The organism is Sphaerisporangium fuscum (assembly GCF_018531465.1).
GTDB classification, from domain to species: Bacteria; Actinomycetota; Actinomycetes; order Streptosporangiales; family Streptosporangiaceae; genus Sphaerisporangium; species Sphaerisporangium fuscum.
On record NZ_JAHDTF010000018.1, the window covers coordinates 50,522 to 72,906 of the forward strand.

General features: G+C 71.7%; 17 protein-coding genes. 8 read left to right on the plus strand and 9 right to left on the minus strand.

Annotated elements, in window-relative coordinates:
• Positions 1 to 87 precede the first annotated feature (87 nt).
• The 4 genes from KIK05_RS22740 to KIK05_RS22755 are packed head-to-tail and all read right to left on the minus strand — an operon-like array spanning position 88 to position 5,779.
• Positions 88 to 1,260: an acyl-CoA dehydrogenase family protein gene (locus KIK05_RS22740; RefSeq protein WP_214412816.1), complete on the minus strand. Its 1,173-nt coding sequence runs from the start codon at positions 1,258 to 1,260 to the stop codon at positions 88 to 90.
• Positions 1,261 to 1,266: 6 nt separating this feature from the next.
• The gene (locus KIK05_RS22745) at positions 1,267 to 2,202 is read right to left on the minus strand and encodes a hydroxymethylglutaryl-CoA lyase (protein WP_214412817.1); all 936 of its coding nucleotides are present in this window, start codon (positions 2,200 to 2,202) and stop codon (positions 1,267 to 1,269) included.
• Positions 2,202 to 4,208, minus strand: coding sequence for an ATP-binding protein (locus tag KIK05_RS22750; protein ID WP_214412818.1), 2,007 nt, complete (start codon positions 4,206 to 4,208; stop codon positions 2,202 to 2,204). The genes KIK05_RS22745 and KIK05_RS22750 overlap by 1 nt, the downstream gene beginning before the upstream one ends.
• 2 nt (positions 4,209 to 4,210) lie before the next feature.
• The gene (locus KIK05_RS22755; protein ID WP_443729128.1) at positions 4,211 to 5,779 is read right to left on the minus strand and encodes a carboxyl transferase domain-containing protein; all 1,569 of its coding nucleotides are present in this window, start codon (positions 5,777 to 5,779) and stop codon (positions 4,211 to 4,213) included.
• Positions 5,780 to 5,873: 94 nt separating this feature from the next.
• Here KIK05_RS22755 and KIK05_RS22760 point away from each other — a divergent pair, with 94 nt between their 5' ends.
• The 7 genes from KIK05_RS22760 (at position 5,874) to KIK05_RS22790 (ending at position 14,167) form a co-directional block, all read left to right on the plus strand.
• On the plus strand, positions 5,874 to 6,470 hold the full coding sequence (locus KIK05_RS22760) for an SACE_7040 family transcriptional regulator (protein ID WP_214412820.1): 597 nt from the start codon (positions 5,874 to 5,876) through the stop codon (positions 6,468 to 6,470).
• Positions 6,471 to 6,605: 135 nt separating this feature from the next.
• Positions 6,606 to 7,214 (plus strand): PadR family transcriptional regulator, encoded by a 609-nt coding sequence (locus KIK05_RS22765; RefSeq protein WP_250563268.1) that lies wholly within the window; start codon positions 6,606 to 6,608, stop codon positions 7,212 to 7,214.
• Positions 7,211 to 8,194, plus strand: coding sequence for an ATP-binding cassette domain-containing protein (locus KIK05_RS22770; RefSeq protein WP_214412822.1), 984 nt, complete (start codon positions 7,211 to 7,213; stop codon positions 8,192 to 8,194). The genes KIK05_RS22765 and KIK05_RS22770 overlap by 4 nt, the downstream gene beginning before the upstream one ends.
• Positions 8,195 to 8,197: 3 nt before the next feature.
• Positions 8,198 to 9,070 carry an ABC transporter permease gene (locus KIK05_RS22775; protein WP_214412823.1) on the plus strand — a complete coding sequence of 291 codons (873 nt, stop codon included), beginning with the start codon at positions 8,198 to 8,200 and terminating at the stop codon, positions 9,068 to 9,070.
• A 68-nt stretch (positions 9,071 to 9,138) separates the two neighbouring features.
• Positions 9,139 to 9,543, plus strand: coding sequence for a YbaB/EbfC family nucleoid-associated protein (locus KIK05_RS22780; RefSeq protein ID WP_214412824.1), 405 nt, complete (start codon positions 9,139 to 9,141; stop codon positions 9,541 to 9,543).
• Positions 9,544 to 9,606: 63 nt separating this feature from the next.
• The gene (locus KIK05_RS22785) at positions 9,607 to 9,945 is read left to right on the plus strand and encodes a hypothetical protein (RefSeq protein WP_214412825.1); all 339 of its coding nucleotides are present in this window, start codon (positions 9,607 to 9,609) and stop codon (positions 9,943 to 9,945) included.
• A 190-nt stretch (positions 9,946 to 10,135) separates the two neighbouring features.
• On the plus strand, positions 10,136 to 14,167 hold the full coding sequence (locus KIK05_RS22790) for a T3SS effector HopA1 family protein (RefSeq protein WP_214412826.1): 4,032 nt from the start codon (positions 10,136 to 10,138) through the stop codon (positions 14,165 to 14,167).
• Between the two features lie 149 nt (positions 14,168 to 14,316).
• Here KIK05_RS22790 and KIK05_RS22795 read toward each other — a convergent pair whose 3' ends face one another.
• Both KIK05_RS22795 and KIK05_RS22800 read right to left on the minus strand, forming a co-directional pair.
• Positions 14,317 to 14,907, minus strand: a complete 591-nt coding sequence (locus tag KIK05_RS22795) for a hypothetical protein (RefSeq protein ID WP_214412827.1) — start codon at positions 14,905 to 14,907, stop codon at positions 14,317 to 14,319.
• Between the two features lie 249 nt (positions 14,908 to 15,156).
• Complete coding sequence (locus tag KIK05_RS22800; RefSeq protein ID WP_214412828.1) at positions 15,157 to 16,536, minus strand: hypothetical protein; 1,380 nt, start codon at positions 16,534 to 16,536, stop codon at positions 15,157 to 15,159.
• Positions 16,537 to 16,740: 204 nt separating this feature from the next.
• On the opposite strand from KIK05_RS22800, the gene KIK05_RS22805 reads away from it, so the two are divergent.
• Positions 16,741 to 18,951, plus strand: coding sequence for a thiamine pyrophosphate-dependent enzyme (locus KIK05_RS22805; RefSeq protein ID WP_214412829.1), 2,211 nt, complete (start codon positions 16,741 to 16,743; stop codon positions 18,949 to 18,951).
• A gap of 3 nt (positions 18,952 to 18,954) precedes the next feature.
• Here the strand turns inward: KIK05_RS22805 and KIK05_RS22810 are convergent, their stop codons facing one another.
• The 3 genes from KIK05_RS22810 to KIK05_RS22820 form a co-directional block, all read right to left on the minus strand.
• A complete protein-coding gene (locus KIK05_RS22810; protein WP_214412830.1) occupies positions 18,955 to 20,373 on the minus strand; it encodes a glycosyltransferase family 39 protein in 1,419 nt (472 codons plus the stop codon).
• A gap of 198 nt (positions 20,374 to 20,571) precedes the next feature.
• The gene (locus KIK05_RS22815) at positions 20,572 to 21,141 is read right to left on the minus strand and encodes a TIGR03086 family metal-binding protein (RefSeq protein WP_214412831.1); all 570 of its coding nucleotides are present in this window, start codon (positions 21,139 to 21,141) and stop codon (positions 20,572 to 20,574) included.
• Between the two features lie 44 nt (positions 21,142 to 21,185).
• Positions 21,186 to 22,334 carry a magnesium and cobalt transport protein CorA gene (locus KIK05_RS22820; protein WP_372455606.1) on the minus strand — a complete coding sequence of 383 codons (1,149 nt, stop codon included), beginning with the start codon at positions 22,332 to 22,334 and terminating at the stop codon, positions 21,186 to 21,188.
• Positions 22,335 to 22,385 lie beyond the last annotated feature (51 nt).

Here is a 22,385-nt window from a genome sequence, read left to right on the forward strand (position 1 = left end):
CGCTCATTACGATAGCGCAGGTCAGAGCAGCACCGGCGGAGTCCTGTGGCCCGCGCCCCCGCCGTGCGGTGCGCGCGGGCCGTGCTTCTAGGCGGGCAGGCCGAGCTGGCGGGCGATCAGCATGCGCTGGACCTCGCTCGTGCCCTCACCGATCTCCAGGATCTTGGCGTCCCGGTAGAACCGGCCCACCGGGTATTCGTTCATGAAGCCGTACCCGCCGAAGATCTGGGTGGCGTCGCGGGAGTTGTCCATCGCGGCGTTGGAGCTCACCAGCTTGGCGATGGCCGCCTCCTTCTTGAACGGCTCCCCGGCGAGCATCTTCTCGGCGGCGTGGTAGTAGGCGAGCCGGGCGGTGTGGGCCCGCGCCTCCATGTCGGCGATCTTGAACTGGATCGTCTGGTACTCGCCGATGCTGCGGCCGAACGCCTGGCGCTCGCGCACGTAGCGCAGGCTCTCGTCCACACAGCCCTGGGCGAGGCCGACCGACAGGGCGGCGATGGCGATCCGGCCCTCGTCGAGGGTCTGCAGGAACTGGGCGTACCCGCGCCCGCGCTCCCCCAGCAGGTTGGCCGAGGGCACCCGGCAGTCGGAGAACGACAGCTCGCGCGTGTCGGAGGCCGACCAGCCGACCTTGGAGTACTTCTTCGACACCGTGAACCCGGGGGTGCCGGACGGGACGATGATCGTCGAGATCTCCGGGCCGCCGCGCCGTCCGCCCTCCACCGGCTCGCGCTGCCCGGTGATGGCCGCGACCGCGACGAAACCGGTGATGTCGGTGCCGGAGTTGGTGATGAACGCCTTGGAGCCGTTGATCACCCACTCGTCGCCGTCGAGCACGGCCGTGGTCCGCATGCCGCCCGGCACGTCGGAGCCGCCGCCGGGCTCGGTGAGGCCGAAGGCGCCGAGCGTCTCGCCGGTGGTCAGTCTGGGCAGCCATTCGGCCTTCTGCTCGTCGGTGCCGAACCGGTAGACCGGCATCGCGCCCAGCGACACCGCGGCCTCCAGGGTGATGGCGACGGAGGAGTCGACCCGCGCGAGCTCTTCCAGGGCCAGGCACAGGGCGAAGTAGTCGCCGCCCATGCCGCCGTGCTCCTCGGGGATCGGCAACCCGAACAGCCCCATACGCCCCATCTGCGCCACGATGTCGTACGGGAACGCGCCGCGCTCGTAGTAGTCGCCGATCACCGGGGCGACGACGTCGCGGGCGAACTCCTCGACGGTCTTGCGCAGCGCCTCGTACTCGTCGTTGAGCCGGTGCATGATGCCTCACTCCTCCTGTTTGGACATGGCCTGGACGACACGGGAGGGGCTCGGGCGGCCCAGCTCCCCCGCCAGCCAGGCGCTGGTCGCGACCAGCGATTCGAGATCGACGCCGGTCTCCACACCGAGCCCGGACAGCATCCAGACCAGGTCCTCGGTGGCGAGGTTGCCGGTGGCGCTCTTGGCGTACGGGCAGCCGCCGATGCCGCCGGCGGAGGCGTCCACGACCGTGATCCCCGCCCGCAGGGCGGCCAGGGTGTTGGCCAGGGCCTGGCCGTAGGTGTCGTGGAAGTGCACGGCCAGCCGGTCGGGCCCCACCCCGGCCCGCCCGAACGCCGCGAGGAGCTCGGCCACGTGGCCGGGCGTGCCGACGCCGATCGTGTCCCCGAGGGAGAGCTGCTCGCAGCCGAGGTCGAGCAGCCGGGCGCCGTTGCGGACGACCTGCTCGATCGGCACCGGCCCCTCCCAGGGGTCCCCGAAGCACATGGACAGGTAGGCGCGGACGGCGAGACCGCTCTCGCGGGCGCGCGCCACGACCGGGGCGAACATCTCGATCGAGCCGTCCACGCTGCGGTTGAGGTTGCGGCGGGCGAAGGTCTCGGTGGCGCTGCCGAAGATCGCGATGTCGGTCACGCCGAGCGCGAGCGCGCGGTCCAGGCCGCGCTCGTTGGGGACCAGGACGGGATAGCGGACGCCCGGCGCCCGCTCGACCCGCGCCAGCAGCTCCTCGGCATCGGCGAGCTGGGGAACCCACTTCGGGTGGACGAAGCTGGTGGCCTCGATCGTGGTGAGCCCGGCCCGGGCGAGGCGGGTGAGAAACTCGGCCTTCACCTCCACCGGCACGACGGCCGACTCGTTCTGCAGCCCGTCCCTCGGCCCGACCTCGTAGATCGTCACCCGCTCGGGCAGGCCCTCCATGGGTACGTTGAGCGGCGCCCGCATCACGACTCCTCCCCTCGCTCGGGCTCGTCCCGGACGACGGCGAGCACCGCGTCCATCTCGACCGGCCGGCCCGCCGTGACGGGGAGCTCGGCGACGACGCCGTCGGCGGGGGCGGTGACGGTGTGCTCCATCTTCATCGCCTCCACGATCAGCAGTGGCTGCCCCTCGGTGACCCGCTCTCCCTGCGCCACCTTGACCAGCAGGACGGTGCCCGGCATGGGGCTGCGGACGATCCCGTCGCCGGCGCGTCCGGCACCCGGCCGGTCGGCGGGATCGCCGGGCTCGTGCGGGGTCAGGGCCCACGACCGGCCGTCCCGGCCGAGCCAGATCGTCCCGCCGTCCATGGCGTGGGTGTAGCGCGAGGTGATCCCGTCGAGGGTCACCAGCACCTCCTGCCCTCCGGCCCCCTCGAGGCGGGCGGCGAGCGGCGGGGCGTCGCCGACGGCCACCTCCGCGGCCCGCCCCGCGTCGCCGCGGACCCGTACCTCGACGGTCTCACCGCGCGCCGCCAGGCGCCAGGTGGTCCAGGCGGGCTCGCCGATCCGCCAGCCGTCCGGGACGTCCCAGGGGTCGTCCCCGGCGACGGTGGCGAGCCGCCGGTGCAGGATCAGCGCCGCGGCGGCGAGGACGTCGCCCGGCACGGCCGCGGGGCCGTAGGCGGCGGCCAGCAGCGCGTCGAGGCGCTGGTCGATGAGGCCGGTGCCGAGCTTCCCGGCGGCGACGTCGGGGTCGGCGAGCAGCGCGCGCAGGAACGCGACGTTGGTGGTGACCCCGAGGACGGCCGTCGAGCGCAATGCCGCGTCGAGCCCGCGCAGCGCGGTCTCGCGGTCCGGCCCCCAGGCGATCACCTTCGACAGCATGGGGTCGTAGTCGCTGCCGACCACCGTGCCGGGCCGGAGCCCGGAGTCGACCCGCACGTGGGGCATGCCGTCCGGTTCGGCGAGCGCGAGCACCTCGCCCCCGGTGGGGAGGAAGCCGCGCTGGGGGTCCTCGGCGTAGACGCGGGCCTCCACGGCGTGGCCGCGCAGCCGCACCTCCTCCTGGCACAGGGGCAGCGGCTCGCCCGCCGCCACGCGCAGCTGGAGCTCCACCAGGTCGAGGCCGGTGACCATCTCGGTCACGGGGTGCTCGACCTGGAGGCGGGTGTTCATCTCGATGAAGTAGCCGGGGTCGCCCGGCCGGTCACCGGAGACGATGAACTCGACGGTGCCGGCGCCGACGTACCCGACCGACTCGGCGGCCCGCACGGCGTCGGCGCCCATGCGGCGGCGGGTCTCCTCGTCCAGCAGCGGCGAGGGCGCCTCCTCGACGATCTTCTGGTGGCGGCGCTGCAGGCTGCACTCGCGCTCGCCGAGGTGGACGACGTTACCGTGGGCGTCGGCGAGGATCTGGATCTCGATGTGCCGGGGGTCGGTGACGTAGCGCTCGATCAGCAGGGTGCCGTCGCCGAACGCGGCGGCGGCGGTGCGGCGGGCCGACTCCAGGGCCTGGGGCAGCTCTCCCGCGTCGCGCACCACGATCATGCCCTTGCCGCCGCCGCCCGCCGACGGCTTGATCAGCACGGGGTAGCCGATGCGCTCGGCGACCGCGGCCAGGTCGTCCGGCTCGGCGCCGCCGGGCACCACCGGCACGCCCGCCGCGGCGACGGTCTCCTTGGCGCGGATCTTGTCGCCCATCGCCTCGATCGCCTGCGGCGGGGGCCCGACGAAGACCAGGCCCTCCTCGGCGCAGCGCCGCGCGAAGGCGGTGTTCTCGGCCAGGAAGCCGTAGCCGGGGTGGACGGCCTGGGCCCCGCTCGCCTTGGCCGCCGCGACGACCTGCTCGATGTCGAGGTAGCCGGAGGCGAGCCGTACGGCCGTGTCGGCCTCGCGGACGTGCCGCGCCCCGGCGTCGGCGTCGCTGTACACCGCGACGGAGCGGACGCCGAGGCGGCGCAGCGTCCGGATGACCCGGAGCGCGATCTCGCCGCGGTTGGCGACAAGGACGGTCTCGAACGTCGAAGGCATGATCACATCCGGAAGACGCCGTAGCCGATGGGGTCGAGGGGGGCGTTGGCCGCCGCCGAGAGCGCGAGCCCGAGGACGGTGCGGGTGTCGAGGGGGTCGATCACGCCGTCGTCCCAGAGCCGCGCGGTGGAGTAGTAGGGATTGCCCTGCTCTTCGTAGCGCTCGCGGATGGCCCGCTTGAACTCCGCCTCGTCGTCGCCGCCCGGCCGGACCGTGGCGAGGACGTTGGCGGCCTGCTCGCCGCCCATGACCGAGATGCGGGCGTTCGGCCACATCCACAGGAAGCGCGGGGAGTACGCCCGCCCGGCCATCGCGTAGTTGCCGGCGCCGAAGGAGCCGCCGATCACCACGGTGAGCTTCGGCACCCGGGCGCAGGACACCGCCGTCACCATCTTGGCGCCGTGCTTGGCGATGCCGCCGTGCTCGTAGGCGCGGCCCACCATGAAGCCGCTGATGTTCTGCAGGAAGACCAGGGGGATCTCGCGCCGGTCGCACAGCTCGATGAAGTGGGCGCCCTTGAGGGCGGACTCGCTGAACAGGATGCCGTTGTTGGCGACGATGCCGACGGGATGCCCGTGGATGTGCGCGAACCCGGTCACCAGGGTGGGGCCGTACTCGGCCTTGAACTCCAGGAAGCGGCTGCCGTCGACGATGCGGCCGATCACCTCGCGCACCTCGTAGGGGGTGCGGGTGTCGGCGGGGACGATGCCGTACAGGTCGCGCGGGTCGTGCCGGGGCTCCTCGGGGCGCGCCCGCTCCCAGGCCCGCGCCGGGCTCGGGAGGGTGGCGACGATGTCGCGGACGATGGCGAGCGCGTGGGCGTCGTCCTCGGCGAGGTGGTCGGTCACGCCGCTGACCCGCGAGTGGACGTCGCCGCCGCCGAGCTCCTCGGCGGTGACCTCCTCGCCGGTCGCCGCCTTCACCAGCGGCGGGCCGCCCAGGAAGATCGTGCCCTGCCCGCGGACGATGACCGCCTCGTCGCTCATGGCGGGGACGTACGCGCCTCCGGCGGTGCAGGAGCCGAGCACGGCGGCGATCTGCGGGATGCCCTGGCGGGACATGGTGGCCTGGTTGTAGAAGATGCGGCCGAAATGCTCGCGGTCGGGGAAGACCTCGTCCTGCATGGGCAGGAACGCGCCGCCGGAGTCGACCAGATAGACGCACGGCAGGTTGTTGTGGAGGGCGACCTCCTGCGCGCGCAGGTGCTTCTTGACCGTCAGGGGGTAGTAGGTGCCGCCCTTGACGGTGGCGTCGTTGGCGACGATCACGCACTCGCGCCCGCCGACCCGGCCGACGCCGGTGATGATGCCCGCCGCCGGCGCCTCGTCGTCGTAGAGGCCGGTGGCGGCGAGCGGCGAGAGCTCCAGGAAGCGCGAACCGGGGTCGAGCAGGGTGCCGACGCGGTCGCGGGGCAGGAGCTTGCCGCGCGCGACGTGCCGCGCGCGGGAGCGCTCGGGACCGCCGAGCGCGGCGACGGCGAGGCGTTCACGCAGCTCGGCGGCCAGCCGCTCGTTGACCTCCGCGTTGCGCTTGAACTCCTCGCCGCCCGGGCTCACCGTGGTCCGGAGCACAGGGGCCATGTCGCGCACCTCCCTGGAGTTAACGTTCGCTAACACCGACCTGGATGTTAGTCATCATTAACCCGTTCGTCTACCATTGCCGGTCATGACGGCCGTCCCGAGTCCTACCCGCGTTCCGAGCCCTCGCCGCAGGGAGATACTCGACGCCGCCGCCGTTCTGTTCGCGGCCCGGGGCTTCCACGGGGTGTCGATCGAGGAGATCGGCGGGGCGGTCGGCATCTCCGGCCCGGCGCTGTACCGCCACTTCAGCGGCAAGGAGTCGCTGCTTGCCGAGATGCTGCTCGACATCAGCGAGCGGCTGCGCACCTCCGGGGTCGAGAGGGTCACCCGGGCGCAGAGCGGGGCCGAGGCGCTGGACGCGCTGATCAGCGGCCAGATCGAGTTCGCGCTCGACCATCCGGCGCTGATCACCGTGCACGACCGCGAGCTCGGCAACGTCCCCGAGCCGTCGCGCCGGCAGATCCGGCGGCTGCAGCGGCTCTACGTCGAGGAGTGGGTGACCGTCCTCAGCGAGCTCTACCCGGACGTGCGCCCGCCCCGCCTGCGCGCGGCCACCCACGCGGTGTTCGGACTGCTCAACTCCACCCCGCACAGCGCCGGCGAACTCCCCCGCGACGAGATGGCGCCCCTCCTCCACACCATGGCCCGCGCCGCCCTGACCACCCTCGTTAACGAGGACTAACCTCCCCTCCCGCACCTTGACAGGCCGGAGGACCGCCGGGGACGTCGCGAGACCCATATGTCCGGAAAGAGGGTTGTTCTGCCAACTATCTAGATATATCGTCAAAGTATCTCGATAGTTGGAAGGATGGCAGCCATGGACGCCGCACACGACCGGCACGCGCGGACGGCCGCACAGGTGCCGCCGTTCCCCCCGCACCACATGGGACCCGTGCCGCCGAGGCCGTACCCGCCGGGCCCGCCGCCCCTACCCGGCCCCCCGCCGCCGGGCGCCCACTTCGCGCCGCGCGTACGACGGGGGGACGTCCGGGCCGCGCTGCTGGCCCTGCTCGCCGAGCGGGAGGCCAACGGCTATCAGCTGATCCAGGAGATCCGCGGCCGCAGCCACGGGGTCTGGAGCCCGAGCCCCGGCTCGGTGTACCCGGCGCTGCAGCAGCTGGAGGACGAGGGCCTGGTGACCGGTGAGGAGTCCGGCGGCAGCCGCACCTATCGGATCACCGACACGGGGCGCGGCCACGTCGCCCGCCACCGCGAGGACCCCTGGGCGGAGGTCGCGCGCAGCCTGCCCGAGGAGATGATGGAGCTGCGCATGCTGTGGGGGCAGCTCAGCGAGGCGTTCGGGCAGCTCACACACGTCGCGAACGCCAAGCAGGTGGCCGCCGCGAGCCGGCTCCTCAAGACCACCAGAAGGTCGATCTTCGCGATCCTCGCCGACGACGCAGACGAGGAGGAAGAGGAACAGTGACGACAAGCGAGACGCCCGCCGTCTCCGTACGAGGGCTCAAGAAGAGCTACGGCGACGTCGAGGCCGTCAAGGGCATCGACTTCGAGGTGAGGCCCGGGGAGGTCTTCGGCTTCCTCGGCCCCAACGGCGCGGGCAAGACCACGACCATCAGCATGCTGTGCACCCTGGTCAACCCCACCGGGGGCAGCGCGACGGTCGCCGGCCACGACGTGGTGAGGCAGCGCGACCAGGTACGGCGCAACATCGGGCTGGTCTTCCAGGACCCCACCCTCGACGGCTACCTGTCCGCCGAGCAGAACCTCCGCTTCCACGCCGAGCTGTACGGCGTGCCGAAGGACGTCGTCGGCGAGCGCCTGCGGCAGGTCATGGAGATGGTGGCCCTCTGGGACCGCAAGGACGCCAAGGTCATGACGTTCTCCGGAGGCATGAAGCGCCGCCTGGAGATCGCCCGCGGCCTGCTGCACTCCCCCCGCGTGCTGTTCCTGGACGAGCCCACGGTGGGCCTGGACCCGCAGACCCGCTCCGCCATCTGGGGGTACATCAACAAGCTCCGTCACTCCGAGGACATCACGATCTTCATGACGACGCACTACATGGACGAGGCGGAGTACTGCGACCGGATCGCGATCATCGACCACGGTGAGATCGTGGTCATCGACTCCCCCGAGGCCCTGAAGGCCAGCGTCGGCAAGGACCGCGTGCAGATCCAGACGGCCGACGACGAGAAGGCCATCGCCGCGCTCAGGGAGCGCTTCGGCCTGGAGGCGGCCGTCCGGGAGGGCGTGGTGACCTTCGCCGTCGCCTCGGGCGAGGAGTTCGTACCGCTGCTGTTCGCCGACCTCGGGGTGCCGATCCGGTCGGTCAGCGTGTCCCGCCCGTCGCTCGACGACGTTTTCATGAACTACACCGGCTCCACCATCCGCGACGCCGAGGCCGAGAGCGGCGCGGCGGCGTGGATGCGGGCCAGGGCGAGGAGGTAGGCGATGGCGACAGAGCTGGGCTCGCCCGGGATCGTCGAGGTACGCGTGCCGGGGCGGAGCGTGCGCCACGACCTGCGGGCGATCAAGATCGTGCTGCACCGCGAGCTGCTGAGGTTCGTCAACGACCGCACCCGCATGGTCTCCACGCTGGTCCAGCCGGTGCTGTGGCTGTTCGTGATGGGCACCGGCCTCGGCACGCTGATCTCGCGGGGACCGGTGCAGGGCGTCGACTTCCGCACGTTCATGTACCCCGGCGTGATCGCCATGACCGTGATCACGACGGCGATGTTCTCGGCGGGTTCGATCGTGTGGGACCGGGAGTTCGGCTTCCTGCGCGAGATGCTCGTGGCCCCGGTCGGCCGGGCGTCGATCGTACTGGGCAAGTGCCTGGGCGGCGGCGTCGTGGCGACGGTGCAGGGCGTCATCATCCTGGCCCTGGCCGGGCTGGTCCACGTGCCCTACTCCCCGGCGCTGATCCTCACGCTGCTCGGCGAGATGTTCCTGGCGTCCTTCACGATCACCGCGTTCGGCGTGAGCCTGGCGGCCCGCATGAAGAACATGCAGAGCTTCTTCGGGGTCATGCAGATGGCCATCATGCCGATGATCTTCCTGTCCGGGGCGATGTTCCCCCTGGCGAACCTGCCGGCCTGGCTGGCGTTCCTCACGAAGATCAACCCGCTGACGTACGCCGTGGACCCGATGCGCCACGCGGTCTTCACCCACCTGTCGGTGAACCCGCGGATCGTCCAGACCCTCAACCCCGGGGTCCACTGGTTCGGCTGGCGCGTCCCCACCGGCGTGGAGCTCGGGATCGTCGCCCTGATGGGCCTCGCCCTGCTCGGCGTCGCCATCGCCCAGTTCCGCCGCGCGGATTAGCGCGCTCTCAGGTCGGTGCCGAGCGGATACCGTTCGATCATCTTGTGGCCTAGTGGACGGGAAGTCACATGGACATGAACGAGTCGTGGGCGATGCTCGAGCAGCTCGTCAAGAAGGTGAACGAGCAGACCGAGCGGCTCCGCCAGGCACACCAGGACATGCGGGAGCTGTCCGCGACGGCCCGTTCGAAGGGCGGCCTGGTCAGCGTGACGGTGGGGCCTCGCGGTGAGGTCCGGGCCATCGAGCTGGATCCCCGCGTCTATCGCAAGTTGTCGCCCTCGGAACTGGCCGCCTCGATCATGGAGCAGATCTCGGCCGCGACGCGGGAGGTGACCGGTGCCGTGCAGGAGGCGATGGAGCCCTTCCTCCCCGAGGGGGTCACATTGGAGGACCTGCTCGGGGAGGCACCCGGCGCGGAATCCCTTCTCCTCCAGGAGACGGCCGCGGACGTGGACGACCGGACGCGCCCGTGATCGTGACGGCCTCGTCCTCCTGTGTCTTCAAACCCGCCGCGCCACCGGGTAGGGTCCGCTCGCATGGGATACGAGGGACTCAGCTCCAGCGAGACCCGGTTGCGCGGCCTGGCCGGTGCGGTGTCCGGCGCGGCCGACCGGGTCTCCGAGGTGCAGGCGCGGTTCGGTGACTCCACCGCGGCGACGCGGCGGGCCGTCGGCGACGACGACTACGGCAGCGCCTACTGGCGGTCCCACAGCCCGCGCCTGAACGCGATCGACACCGGCCTCCGGATACTGGCGCGGGCGGTCGCCGACCACGCCCCGCTGCTCGGCAAGACGTCGATCAACTACCGCGCCGCCGAGGATGCCTCGACCGTCCATTATTCGGACACCGATCTATCAAAACCACAACCTGGGTGAAACACCGGCGAAACCGGCGCGGAATCGTCGCTCGAACAGATAACGTTCGATCATGTCGTGTCCAGGTGAACGGGAACCCACGTGGAGATGACGATCCGGCCGCCCGGTCGTCGACCGGGTCGGTGGCGAGGCGTCACCCGCGTCATGAGCGTGCCGCCCGGGGCGGGGATCCAAGGGTGAAGCGGAGCTGATGGGACTAGATCTCGGCTTCGTGCCCGATGTGGTGAAGCCTCTGGCGCCGTTCCTGGCCGGCGGGGCGTTTCCTGAGGGCGAGCCGGGCGAGATATGGGCCGAGGCGGACACCCAGGATCGACTGGCGGACTGGCTTTCCCAGATCAAGGCCGAAGACATCGAGGACGTCTTCCGCATGCTGGACGACCAGTTGTGGGAAGGCGAAGCCAAAGACACGTTCCAGAAGGTGTTCGCCCAGCTCGCCGATGACGGCAAAGGCACCGGCTCCGCTCGGCTCTCAGGACGGGCACTGCTCGATCGTCTGGAGACGGCGATCCGGGGCGAGGCGGCCCGCCTGCGCGAACACGGAACGCAGATGGAGCACACCCAGTGGATGATCTACGCTTCACTGGCGCTGCTCGGCCTCACGATCCTCCGGTTGATGGTGTGGATCTACTTCAACGGCCCGGCGGTCCTCGCCGCGATCCAGGCGCGGACCGTGCTGACGAAGATGTCGATCGACGCGCTCAAAAAACTGGTCCTGATGAACACGATGAAGTTCGCCGTGATCTCCGGCGGTCTGGACCTGGGCGTGCAGACGGCGCAACTCCTGTTCGGGCACCGTGAGAACTACGACGCGCTGTCGCTGCTGTTGTCGACCGTCAGCGGTGGCATCGGCGGCGCGGTCTTCTCGGTCGCGGGCTTCGGCGTCTCCCGCCTGGCCACGCAAGAGGTGCGGTACATCGGCTCCACCGCCGAGCTCGCCGTACGCGACAAGCTGGCGGCGTTCGGGCAGAGCCTCTACGGGCAGGCGCTGCTGGGCGGCGTCTCGGCCACCGCCGGCGCCGTTCCCGGGCTCGCGATCAGCGGCGACCTCGACCCCGAGCACCTGCTCACCGCCCTCATCTCAGGCGTCGTCGGCGGCATCGACGTCCCCGCGCATTCGCGCCCCTCCCATCAACCGGCCGCCCCCGACATGGGGGCCGGGACGCGCGGCCACACCACCGAGAGCGCCTCCGCACCCGGCGGCCCCCATCCCGGCCCGCGCACCTCCACCGGCGCCCACACCTCACCGTCCGCCAGACCCCACCCCGACGGGGCGGACGCCCCGGGCGCCAGGACGCACGACTACGCCGTCGACGACGGCTCGGCACTCGCCAGACCCCACCCCGACGCGGACACGGGTGCGAGTGGCGGCGAGCGGTTCGTCCCAGGGGCGGAGGCCCGGTCCAGGGCCGGTGACTTCCAGGCCGGCTCCGATCAGTCGCACACGACCCTCGCCGGGCACAGGAACACCGCCGTGATGTCGGAGCACGCCGGCCCGCAGGCACGCTCCCCCGAGCCGGCGTCCGGCGGGGGAACCGCAGCGGCGCACACGCCCGGCCCGGTACGCCTCGACGGCGCCGCCGTGGTCCACCCTGGGACGGCCCAACGGCCGAGCATCGACGCGCTGGTCAACCGGTCCGTCCCTGAACCCGGCGGCACTTCCCACGCGGCCGCGCCCGGCGCCGGCGCCCCGGCTCGGCCACATGTGGCCTCGGCGATCGGGGGAGACGCCGCCACGGGCGCGGCCGCCCCTGGCCACTCCTCTCCCCCGCCGCGTCCGGCCGCGGAACCCGCTCCGCAGACCACCGCACAAGCGCCTCCGCGGACCGTGCAGCACGATTCCGGGCCCCGTCTCGCGCAGACCGCCGACGCGCCCGTACCGGCTGCGCACCAGGCCCAATCGGCTGCGGCCCCGAAGGCCGGCGAACCCGGACAGACCTCACCCGTGGCCGATCCCCGCCCTCGGAACTTCGCCGAGGCGGCGGCCACCGTGCACCGCTGGACACCCGGAGCCGACCACGGCTCCCCTGGCGATCCGCGGTACCACAACGGACCCGGAGCCGATGGGTACCAGGCGCAGCCCCCCCGGCCGGCTCGTGGGGAGGTCCGGCCCGCCAGGGCCACGCTCACCGTCCACGGAAATTCCGCCGAAGTCCGTGTCGAGCCCGGCGGCAGCGTATGGATCGGCCGGAACCTGGGTTCGGCGATCGACTTGGCCAGCTTCCCAGACGTCTCACGTACCCACGCCACCATCGGCGCCCACGAGGACGGCGGCATGTGGATCCGCGACGAAGGGTCGACGTTCGGTACGCGGGTCAACGGCCGGGAACTGACTCCAGGGGAAGAGGTGCCGCTGCTCGACGGCGACATACTCCAGCTGGGCGACAGCTTCATCACACCAGTCACCATCGCCCCCCGCCATGAGACGCCGGCCTCGCCCCACCACCTCGACACCCCGGCCGCCGAACCCCGGCCCGAACCGGCTCAGGCCGGCCCGCGGGCGGAGGGCCCGGCAGCCGGCGCCGCACACCCGGACGCGTACCACCATGCCGATCCGGGAGCCCCCGAGGCCTCCCCGCACCACGCGGGCGACTCTCGGGAGGATGTCCAGAGGATGCTCGATGTCGTGGCGCGCAGCCTCCAAGGTGCCGAGCGGCAGGAGGTCGTCGACCTCGTCGTCCGGCACCCCGACCTGGTGGCCGAGCCCAGCACTCTCGCCGACGTCCGCAGGACTCTGGACAGGCTGGGCCGCGACGTCACCTTCGACCAGGCGGAGGCGATGCGGCGGCTGTCCCACGAACGGCGCGAGCTGAACGCCCCGCGCCTGGTCGACGGAAAGGACTTCGTCAAGTATCTCGAAGACTCGATCCGCGACGCATGGGATTCGACGCACGATCTGCCCGGATTCGACCGCGCGATGCGCGACATGTTCGGCAAGCATTCGCTGCACGTGATGTGGGACGCGACGAAGAGGGCCGTCGGCCTGCCCGACCACCCTGTGGAGGTGACGCCGGCGGCCCGGGCCGCCGAGCACGCGCCCCATCAGCCGGCTCCGGCGCGATCAGATGCCCACACCCCGGCGGCGCCCCGCCACTCCGGTGACACCCCGGCGGCGACACCCCATCACCATTCCGGTGACGCTCCGGTGCCGCCGCATCACCACTCCGGCGAGGCCGGGCCGGTGTCCCACCACTTCGGTGACGCCCCGCCGGACGTCCGGTACCTGGTCGACCTGATGCCGGAGCACGAACAGGCGGCCCTGCACGACCTCATCGACCGGCACCCGGACCTGATCGAGACTCCTCGGAAATTCATCGAGGTCGACCGGATGCTGCAGGACATGGGCCTGGACCCGTCGTTCGAGGAAGTGGAGACGTTGCGCCTGCTGTCGCACCACGAGAACGGCAGCCGGCCCCCAGCGCTGTCCCGCGAGAGCCTGGAAGCGTTCCTCAACGACATCTGGGACCAACGCGACGACATCAGGGACAGGATTCATCGGATCTACGGGATGTACGCGCTCTCGGCCGAACCGACGACTCGCACCATCTCCCCCGAGTCCTGGGTGAACATCATCAGGAGCGCCGTCCTCGGAAGGCCCGACGGAGCTCATACCATCGTTCAGAAGACGGAGCAGAACCTGGGCCGGCTCTTCCGCCGAGATGAAGTGCAGGTCGACGCCTTGGCCTTCCACTTCAGCGTCTTCTTCCGGGCCGGAGCGGATTCCTCCACCGTCACCCAACGCGTGTACATCAATGCCCACCCCGACGAGCTTCCGCTCCTGATGCGGGATCTGGTGCGGGAGGTGCTGGACGACCCGGCCCGGTTCCCCGGCGTCGGCCAGGCCAAGATGAGCGGCTTCGACGTGGCCGGCAGTCGTATGGACAACATCGTGATCTATGCGGACGACGCCGTCGCGGTGGGAAGGGTTCTCGACTGGCTGGCCGAGTACCGCATGGCCAACCCCGACGCCTTCCAGCGCGACGTCCTCCCCATGATCCAGCAGGTCATGCAAGGCGTCGGCATCGGCGCCGACCCGGTCGGATCCGGGCGGAGCTTCGGGGAAGTCCGTGCCGAGCTCATCGGCCGCGCCTTCGAGATAACCGATCTGCTCGGCGGCGACCGTGCCCAGTTCATACGGACGGTGCTCGAGTACTTCGAGCAGAACGGCATCGACCCTGAACGTCCCCACGAGAATCTGCCGGGGGCGACTTTTGACCCGGAGTGACGGATCCGGCGCGCGGGAGCGCCCGTCATCCGGTCCGGCCGCTCGCCCGCCGCTGACGCCACCGCACGGCCGTACCGGTGCTCACCGCCCCGGCACGGCCGTCGCATGCGAGCCCGCGGCCTAGAGGTCCGCCCGCGGGGTCCGCGTCATCACGCCGGGTGCGGCGCGGGAGCGGGCTGCTGCCCGGGGCCGGCCTGCGGGAGAGGCGGCTGCCCCGGTCCCTGCAGGATCGAACCGGGCCGACCCGGACCCTGCGGCGGCAGGCCGGACTGGCCCGGACCCTGCGGCGCGATCGCGGGCCGGCCCTCCGGCTCATTGTGGAACGGCCGGACCGGCGACCTGGGGACCGGCCTGGGGAGCGGGACCGGGTGGGTCCTGGGGGGCCAGTAGTGGCGAGGCCACCCGGGCCGGTAGTAGTACGGCCAGCCCGGCCCGTAGTACGGCCAGCCGGGGCCGTAGATCGGCGGCAGGACCACCGGCGGGGTGACGATCGGAATCGTCGGAGTGGTGCCGCCGATCGGGACGCACTCGTACTGCGGGCACGGTGCGGTGATGCACTGCTTCGGCGAGTAGACGCAGGTGTACCCGGCCGGGCACGCCACGCCTTCGCATTCGCCCACCTTGCAGGCGGACTGCGGTGACGCCTTCGTCGTCACCTGCCCGGCGTCGGCCCACGCGGCCGATCCGGAGAAGGAGAGCCCGGCGATGACCGCCGCGGCGAGGAACGTTTCACGGATCATGAATCCCCCCGAATTCGCTCGTGATCCAGCTGCCCGCAGCGGATCCTGCGGGGCGTCGGCCCACCCGCTGACGGTGTCGACCGAACACAGCCACCGAGGATCATCGCACTGGATCATGGCGTTCCCCGGGAGCCCACGGCATGACCACGGCCAGAAATCGGTAAGGACCACCGGACCACCCCGGCACGCGAACGGCCCGGGAGCGCGAGGCTCCCGGGCCGTCCCCGTCTCGCGGTGACTAGCGCCCGCTCACTTCTTCACGCGCACGTAGTCGCCGCGGCTCGCCGAGCCGTCCGCCTCGCCGTCGCCCTTGAAGCGGACCTGCCAGGAGCCGGAGTTCCAGGCCTTGACCTTGATCCAGAAGGATCCGGAACCGTTGGTCGTGGCCGTCTTGACGTACTCCCACTTGCTGTGGCCGGCGCGCTTGAAGTACAGCGCGACCTTCTGGTGGTCGTACGCGGTCCAGTGGTCGCCGTCCCAGATCTGCAGCTTGCCGATGTTCTTCACGTACCGGCCGTACTTCACCGGCTCGGGGTAGGCGTTGAACTTGACGATCCGGGTGTCGGCGGGCCGCTGCGGCTCCTCCACCGTCACGTGCACGGCGCGGCTGCCGCTGCCGCGGACGCCGCGGGATCCGTCGAACTCGGCACGGTACCAGCCGGACCGGCGCGCCTCGGTGTCGATGCGGAACCGGCCGTGGCGGTCGGTCCAGTCGGACCCGGCGAAGCGCCACGAACCCGACCCGTCGGCCTTGAACAGCAGGTCGACCTTCTGCCCGCGGTGGTCGTTCCAGTCGCCGGACCAGCCCGCCACCAACCGGCCGGTCGCGCTGAGCTCGTCGCCGAGCTCCGCCGGGTTCGGGTTGACGTCGAAGCCGAGGATCCGGCTGCCGGTGTCGTGGCGGCGGACGTCGACCTGGTCACTGTCGCTGACCGCCTTGTGCGCCACGTCGGAGCCGTCGTACTCGGCCCGCCACCAGCCGCTGCGCTCGGCCCTGACGCCGAGGGAGAACCGGCCGCTCTCGTCGGTGTGGTCGGAGGCGACCCGGTCGTACCCCGAGGAGCCCTCGGCGCGGAAGGCCACGTACACCTTCTGGCCCTGGTACGGCTTCCAGCCGCCGGTGCCGTTGATCAGCAGCCGGCCCCGGAGGTTCAGCCGGTCGCCCCGGTCGACGGGCTCGGGCGAGGCGCCGAACCCGGCGAGGTCGGTCTCCCAGACCTGCTTGACCTGGAAGTCCTTGCCCTCTTTACCGGTGCCGACGACGCTGGTCGCCTTGGCGCTGACGTTCCAGCCGCCGGGGGCGTCGGAGCGGGTGAAGGTGCGGGTGCCCTGCCACTTCTGCTTGCCGCCGGAGTCGCCGACCTTCTTGGCCTCGACGTCGACGGTCGAGCCGTCGGGCCGCTTCAGGGTGAAGCCGCCGGTGGTCGCGCCGTCGGTGACGAAGCTGAACGTGACCGGCGTGCCGTCCTTGTCCTGGACGACGACCGGGCTCGGGCTCACCTCCACCGAGGAGACGTCGGGGGCCGCCTTGACCACCACCGCCGTCGCCGAGGCGGGCGTGGCCACCAGGGCGAGAGCCCCGGCGCCCATCGCCAGCGCCACGACGGCGGCACGGATGCGTTGAAACACAGGGAAACCTTCCTTCCCGTAGCTTTAACGCGGCTTTGAGGGTGCCACGTTTTCCTAACAAGTAGACGGCTCGTTTGTGGCAATGGTTGTGCATCCTGACAAACCGTCATTAACTACTGTCAAATAGACCGCTCCACACGGACAGTCAGACTCTCTTGGCAAGCCTCGGGACGCCGGGCGGGTCATGGCGACATAATCGGCTTTGTGGCCCGCGACACAGTCGAGACGCACTTCACACAGTCGGTAGCCGCGTTGACACCCGGCCCCCGGCGCGATCCCTCCCTGCCCGTACGCCCGGGCACGACGCTCACCGGGGCGCGATGTCGCGAGCTCTTCGAGATCCAGCTCGCCAGCAGGCTGCTCGACATCGCCGCCCGCTGGCTGCGCGAGCAGGGCGAGGGCTTCTACACCATCGGCTCGGCCGGTCACGAGGGCAACGCCGCGGTGGCCGCCGCCGTCCGCGCCACCGACCCCGCGCTCCTGCACTACCGCTCCGGCGCGTTCTACCTGGCCCGCTCGGCCCGGGCCGGCCGGCTCGCCGAGGAGGGGCTGCGCGACGTGCTGCTCGGCCTGGCGGCGGCCGCCGAGGAGCCGATCGCGGGCGGCCGCCACAAGGTCTTCGGCCACCCCGATCTCGCGGTGATCCCCCAGACCTCCACGATCGCGAGCCACCTGCCGCGCGCCGTCGGCGTCGCCTTCGCCATCGAGCGCGCCCGCAAGCTCGGCGTCGCCGGCCCCTGGCCGGCCGGGTCGATCGCGGTGTGCAGCTTCGGCGACGCGTCGGTCAACCACGCCAGCGCCCTCACCGGGTTCAACACCGCCGCCTACTGCGCCTACCAGGGGCTGCCGCTGCCGATCCTGTTCGTGTGCGAGGACAACGGCATCGGCATCAGCGTGCGCACCCCACCCGGGTGGGTCGAGGCCGCCGGGCACCCCCTCATCCCGCGCTTCCGGGCCGACGGCTGCGATCTGGCGGAGGCCTACGACGTGGCGTGCCGGGCGGCCGAGCACGTCCGCACCCGCAGGTCACCGGCGTTCCTCCACCTGCGCACCGTCCGGCTGATGGGCCACGCCGGCTCCGACGTCGAGTCGGCCTACCGCACCCCCCGCGAGCTGGCCGCCGACCTCGACCGCGATCCGCTCCTGGCGACCGCCAGGCTGCTGGCCGAGGCCGGGCTCGCCGTGCCGGACGAGCTGCTCGGGCGCTACGAGACCATCCGCGAGCACGTGCTGAAGCTCGCCCTGGAGTCCACCCGCAGGCCGCGGCTGGGCTCGGCCCGCGAGGTCATGGAGCCGCTCGCGCCGCGGCGTCCGGCCCGGGTCGCGAGCCTGGCGGTGCGCCAGGCGGACGACCGCGCGCGGGCCTTCGGCGACACCCTTCCCGAACACGAGGGTGCCCTCACCCTGTCGCAGGCGATCAACCGCACGCTCGCCGACGTCATGGCGGCCAACCCGGAGGTGATCCTCTTCGGGGAGGACGTCGCGCGCAAGGGCGGCGTGTACGGCGTCACGCGCGGGCTGCTCAAGCGCTTCGGCGCCGGGCGGGTGTTCGACACGCTCCTCGACGAGCAGGCGCTGCTCGGCCTGGCGCTCGGCTCGGCGACCTCCGGCCTGCTGCCGATCCCCGAGATCCAGTACCTCGCCTACCTCCACAACGCCCTCGACCAGCTTCGCGGCGAGGCCGCGAGCCTGCGGTTCTTCTCCAAGGGCGCCTACAGCAACCCGATGGTGGTGCGGGTCCCCGGCTACGCCTACCAGAAGGGCTTCGGCGGCCACTTCCACAACGACAACTCCGTGGCCGCCCTCCGCGACATCCCCGGCCTCGTCGTGGCCTCCCCCGCCCGTCCCGACGACGCCGCCGCGATGCTGCGCACCTGCGTCGCCGCCGCCCGCTCCGACGGCGAGGTGTGCGTGTTCCTGGAGCCGATCGCGCTGTACAACACCCGCGACCTGGTCGACGAGGGCGACAACGGCTGGCTCACGCCGTACGTCCCGCCGGCCCGCTGGGCCGAGACCCACGTGCCGATCGGCCGGGGCCGCTCCTACGGCGACGGACGCGATCTCACCATCGTCACCTTCGGCAACGGCCTGCGCATGAGCCTGCGGGCCGCGATCAGGCTCACCGCCGAGGGGTACGGCTGCCGGGTGCTCGACCTGCGGTGGCTGTCGCCGCTCCCGGTGGAGGACCTCCTGCGGGCCGCCGACCTGACGGGCAAGGTGCTCGTCGCCGACGAGACGCGCGGCTCGGGAGGGGTGTCCGAGGGCGTGATCGCGGCGCTGGCCGACCACGGCTTCTCCGGCCGCGTCGCCCGGGTCGCCTCCCGCGACAGCTTCGTCCCGCTGGGCGACGCCGCCGCCCATGTGCTGCTGTCGGAGGCCGAGATCGAGGAGGCCGCCCGCAAGCTGCTCGCCTGAACGTCACACCCGGGTGAACAGCGTCAGGCGCACCCTGCCGAAGGCCTGGCTGGGAGCGTGGCGGAAACGCTTGTCGGCCAGCAGCGCCCGGCAGCGCTCGTCGTCGCGCCAGTGGGCTCCCTGTGGAGGCGAGACCATCCAGATCCGCTGGTAGCGGCCCGCGACCGCGCGCAACTGGGCGGCCGTCCGGGGCTCGAAGCGCCCCGGGGCGAAGGTCAGGTCCGCCAGCCGGTCGTACGGCGCGCCGTACACGCCGACGAACAGGCGGTACCGGCGCGGGACGAAGAGCACCGCGTCGCCCGGCCGTTCCTGCGCGGCGAGCGACGACGCCAGCGTGCGAAGGTCGTCGGGACGAGCGGCGGGCTGCCGCAGCCGTACCTGCGCGGGCACGACGAGGACCGCCAGCAGCGCCACCGCCAGGACCGGCGCGGTGTTCACGACCAGGGCCGCGGGCACGGGCGGGCGGGCCGCCTCGCCCGGGGCCGCCTTCGGCCGGACGGTGAAGACGGCGCCGGCGAGCAGGACGACCCCGGGGACGCAGAACAGCAGGTACCGCGGGTTGTAGATCGGGTGGACCTGCGAGATCGCGAACGACAGCGCCACCGGGAGCACGGCCCACGGCAGCGCCACCAGCGCGAGCGGCCGGGCCCGCCGCAGCGCCACCACGGTGCCGGCGGCGGCCAGGACGGCCAGCAGCGCCACCGCCCACCAGGTGCCCCCGGTCTGGTGCGCGAAGTTCAGCAGGTTCCCGACGGTGGGCCGCTTGAGCCAGGCGACCTGCTGCTCCTGCCCGGAGGCGACGAGCGCCAGCGGCAGCACCACCAGGCCGGCGGCCCCGGCGGCGGCCACCCAGCGCGGCAGCTCGCGGCGGCCCAGCAGCAGCACCGTGACCGCGTGGGCGGGCGCCAGCAGCAGCGCGAACAGGTGGAGGCAGCCGAGCAGGGCCAGCGAGGCCGCGTACCAGACGTAGTGCCGCCACCGCCTGCCGTCCAGCGCGTTCAGCAGGGTCAAGGTCGCCAGGACCGCGACCGCGCTGACGATGGCGTAGCTGCGGGCCTCCTGCGCGTACCGGCTGACGATCGGCAGCAGGGCGTACACCGCCCCGGCGACCAGCCCGGCCCGCTCGGAGGCCAGCCGCCCGCCGATCACCGCGATCCCGTACGCCGCGGCGGCCGTGGCGATCACCGAGGGCAGGCGGAGCACCAGCTCGCTCGTGCTCAGCGCCGCGAACGGACGCAGGAGAAGGTAGTAGAGCGCGTGGACGGCGTCGATCGCGCCGAGCAGCCGCCACAGGTCGGACAGGGACATCCCGGCCGCCATGGCGCTGACCGACTCGTCGCGCCAGAACGAGGGAACGGTGACACCCCACAGGCCCACGACGGCCGCGAGGGCGGGAGGGATCAGCCGGCTGCGCACACGCACGTTCCCGCAGCGTAGGGCGGAGCCGGTTAGCAGGGCGTTAATGTCTCACAACCGTCCGGCGGCGATGCGGGGACGGTTCATGATCGGCGCTCACGGCCGGCGGCCGGGCGGTTCGGCAGCGGGACGGTCACGGGTGGCGCTCAGGAGGTTCGGCGGGCTGGTCACGGGTGGTGGCCAGAGGTTTCGGCGGCGGGACGGTCACGGGCGGCGGCCGGTCAGGGCGAGCGTGCGGGTCTGCGGGTCGGCGTCGTCCGGCACCGGGACGGCCGGGGCGAAGATACCGCTCTGCTCCAGTTGCCCTGCCATCGGGGACAGGTAGTCGTAGGCCTCGGACATCAGATCCGGATCGATCCGGTCGTTGACGCCGAGCGCGCGGGCGAGGTCCCAGGCGTGGACGGCCAGGTCGCTCGTCATCTCCCTGCAGTACCGCCGCGCGCTGACCGTCCCGTAGGACAGGTGCACCTCGCGGTCCAGGGCGCCCGGCTCGGCGAAGGCCTGCTGGGCCGCGGCGGCGGCCTCCGTCCAGCGGGCCACGGGGTCGTCGCCGAGCGGGTCGCCCTCGAACCGGTCGCCGATCTCGGTCACGGTCTCCCCCGCGAGCAGCGGGGGCACCCACAGTTGCTCGGTCACGAGGTGGCCGACCAGGTCGCGGACGGTCCACTCCGAGCAGGGCGTCGGGGCGGACCACCGGTCGTCATTGATCATCGCCACCCGGAGACCGAACTCGTCCATCGCGATGGCGTGCAGTTCGAGCAGACGATCCTCCATACCGCCGGACCTACCCCGAATGCCGGATTAATCCCCCTTTATGGTCACAACCAGTCGCGCCGTTTGAAGACCAGATAGAGGGTGACGCAGACCGCCGCCATCAGGGCGACCGCGAACGGATAGCCGTACGTCCAGGCGAGCTCGGGCATGTGGGTGAAGTTCATGCCGTAGATCGTGCCGACGAGGGTGGGGGCGAAGAGGATGGCCGCCCAGGAGGAGATCCGCTTGACCTCCTCGCTCTGGGCGTAGCTGGCCTGGGTGAGGTTCTTCATCTCCTCGTTCTGCGCCTGGCTGACCAGGGTGGAGTTGACGATGAGGATGTCCTGGAGCATCTGCCGGAAGTTGTCGACCCGCTCCACCACCGTGATCGCGTGGTCGGCGACGTCGCGCAGGTAGCGCTGCAGCTCCCCGTCGACGCCGTACTTGGCGGACCCGGCGATCAGGCCGTTCAGCATGTCGAGCAGCGGGCGGGTCGCCCGCTGGAACTCGATCACCTCGCGCGAGAGGGCGTAGATGCGCCGGGGGGCCGCCGGGTCGCCGCCGAACACCTGCACCTCGATCTCGTCGATGTCCTTCTGCAGACCCGCGACCACTGGCGCGTACCCGTCGACGACCGCGTCCAGGATGGCGTACAGGACCGCCTGCGGCCCCTGGTGCAGCAGGTCGGGGTCGGTCTCCATCCGGCGGCGGACCTTGCTGAGGTCGGGCGCCTCGCTGTGGCGGACGGTCAGCACGAAGTCGGGGCCCACGAAGACGTGGAGCTCCCCGAACTCGACCTTCTCCGGCGAGTCGAGGTACTGCGCGGCCCTCAGGACCAGGAAGAGGGTGTCGCCGTACCGGTCGGCCTTCGGCCGCTGGTGGGCCACGATGGCGTCCTCGACGGCCAGCTCGTGCAGCCCGAACTCCTCGGCGACCTTGAGGATCTCGGCCTCCGCCGGCCGGTAGAGGCCGATCCACGCCATGCTGCCGGGCCGCGACCGCAGCGCCGTCACCGCCTCCGACAGGGACGGCGGCGTGGCGACGCGCCGGCCGTCGACGTAGATCGCGTTGTCGATCACGCTTCGCTGCGCCGGGATCTCCAGGGCCTCGGACGGGCGGGGGTCCATGGAATGCTCCGGGGCCACCTCGTGATCGGCCCCACGTATCGGCACTCGCATCAGGTCTTTCAGCCCGCGAACACGGCGCTCCGGCACGGCACACCTCCCTGCGTGGTCGGGACAACCTCGGACGGCCGGGACAACTGG